We start from the raw sequence: 2,042 nt of genomic DNA, 5'->3' as shown, positions 1-2,042 counted from the left end.
ACGCAGCCAACAGAATGTTATTGCCTATTGACAGGCAGAAGGCTCATATGTGTTAGGTAAATTTTCATACGAGGTTCCTAAGTTTATCTTCGGGAATTAGCCCCTTAAACTCAGGAAACTGATGTTCTATGTGTAACAATATTCCTGACGCTGCGTCTTCAACATAGCCCATAAATAAATCATACTCTTCGTACAATTTGAGCTCATAGTCAGTGCAATTATCGGGATCTGTACAAGCTGCAATAAAATCGTTGATCATAGAGTCAGCATTACGAATCCTAATAGCTAATTGATACAAGTTGCGTATCTGCTCAGGAGGAAGAAAGCTTACATTTTCGGGCTTGGAAACAGCCAAAAAATTACCATATATTTGCTCTTTCAAGATAGTTTTTACTTTAATGATATCCCGTTCATCACCATCGACCATTCTGAACGTAACTGATTGGTATTGAGTGTAGTGCGCAATGACATTAAGTAACTCACCAACAACAATATTGGCATTTTCTTCGCGTTGTTGCTTCACGCGCTTCTGTTCTGAACGATAGTTAAAATAAGCATTTATTGCTGCGGCAATAACAGCGCCTATTGCTAAACCAAAGCTAAACTGAATTTCCAAATGCTCCATTCCTATTTTATTTACCTAACGCCCTGCTAAGTGGCTAGCAACGCATACCTCGATACTTAAACTAACCACCAAAAACACTGTACCAGACTAGAAGTAAAATTGCCGAGCGTTGATAGTCCGTCTTGAGCAGTTTGTTAGCTGCTGCGAAGAAGGTTGAGTTTCTCACCCAAGTGCCTAACGTGAAACACATTATTGGTTCCAAATGACAATTTACATTGGACAGCTCACAAACTGAAATACAATTGATGAAGCATGCTTGCGAGAGAATGCTTTCGACAAAATTGACAGCCCAGTTCACGAAACTGATTTAGCTACGGCGACGTTTCAATACCAGTGAAACCACACCAAAGAACTAAACAAACACACCACTTCAGTAAGCTGACTTTGGTTGGTTCAACCTCTTTACAAACAGTGCCACTGGCGAGATAGTTTGTACCTAAGGACTATCAAGTGTGAAGCTAGAGCCCCGTATTCATGAACACTTAAGCCCATAGTTTCTTTTAATACTAGCTAACGCCCTGCTAAGTGGCTAGCAACGCAAACCACGACACTTAAACTAACCACCGTAAACACTGTACCAAACTAGAACCAAAATCGCCGAGCGTTGATAGTCCGTCTTAAGCAGTTTGTTAGCTGCTACGATTAAGGTTGAGGTTTTCACCCAAGTGCCTAATTTGAAATACATTATTTCTTTCGAGTAACAATGTAAATTGGACAGCTCACAAACCAAACCCCAATTGATGAAATTGGCTTGGGAAAGAATGCTTTCGAATAAGCCAACTACCAAGTGAGCAAAACTGATTTAGTCACGGTAATGTCAACGCCCAAGAAGCCACACCAAAGAACTAAACAAACACACCACTTCAGTAAACTGACTTTGGTTGATTCAACCACTTTTCGAACAGTGCCACTGGCGAGATACTTTGTACCCTAGAACTTTCGGCTGTAAAGCTGGAGCCCGTATTCATGAGCACTTAACCCATAGTTTCTTAAATTCTAGCTAACGCTGTGTTAAGTGGTGAGCAACGCACCACAACACTTAATAAAGCCACCTTAATCACTGCACTAAAAATTGCAACCAAAACCGCCGAGCGTTGAGAATCCAGCTTGAACACTTTGTTAATAAAGTACTTTCCGCGCGCCCTAGACCCAAACAACCCACCTAACTCAACACCACAAACCAACCAGATTTTTATTGGCTACTGACCCGCCGTCCTTTCCAGAAACCAGCTTTAAGCAAGTAGCCAAACCAAAGTAACAGAGAACGAGCCACCCGCTAAAGTTACGGACAGTTAATTGCCACTAAGGTGAACTTATGAGAGCGATGATGGTTGTTGGCATATTAGCCCTTTCGATGACTTGAAATGGCATTTACATCAAAGAAACTTCAGAACTCAAAGCGCGCTAGAGAACGAGA

Annotated in this window: 3 protein-coding genes; all 3 read right to left on the bottom strand. The window is 41.4% G+C overall.

The window, feature by feature from the left end; translation table 11 throughout:
* Window positions 1–64: 64 nt before the first annotated feature.
* Window positions 65–625 carry a hypothetical protein gene (locus APB76_RS18170; RefSeq protein ID WP_054963662.1) on the bottom strand — a complete coding sequence of 187 codons (561 nt, stop codon included), beginning with the start codon at window positions 623–625 and terminating at the stop codon, window positions 65–67.
* A gap of 61 nt (window positions 626–686) precedes the next feature.
* Complete coding sequence (locus tag APB76_RS23450; RefSeq protein ID WP_269085115.1) at window positions 687–815, bottom strand: hypothetical protein; 129 nt, start codon at window positions 813–815, stop codon at window positions 687–689.
* A gap of 366 nt (window positions 816–1,181) precedes the next feature.
* Window positions 1,182–1,310 (bottom strand): hypothetical protein, encoded by a 129-nt coding sequence (locus tag APB76_RS23445; RefSeq protein ID WP_269085114.1) that lies wholly within the window; start codon window positions 1,308–1,310, stop codon window positions 1,182–1,184.
* Window positions 1,311–2,042 lie beyond the last annotated feature (732 nt).

The sequence above is a fragment of the Vibrio bivalvicida genome (assembly GCF_001399455.2).
Taxonomy (GTDB): Bacteria; Pseudomonadota; Gammaproteobacteria; order Enterobacterales; family Vibrionaceae; genus Vibrio; species Vibrio bivalvicida.
Note: the sequence above shows the minus strand (reverse complement) of the source record. Positions and strands in the feature narration are given on the sequence as shown.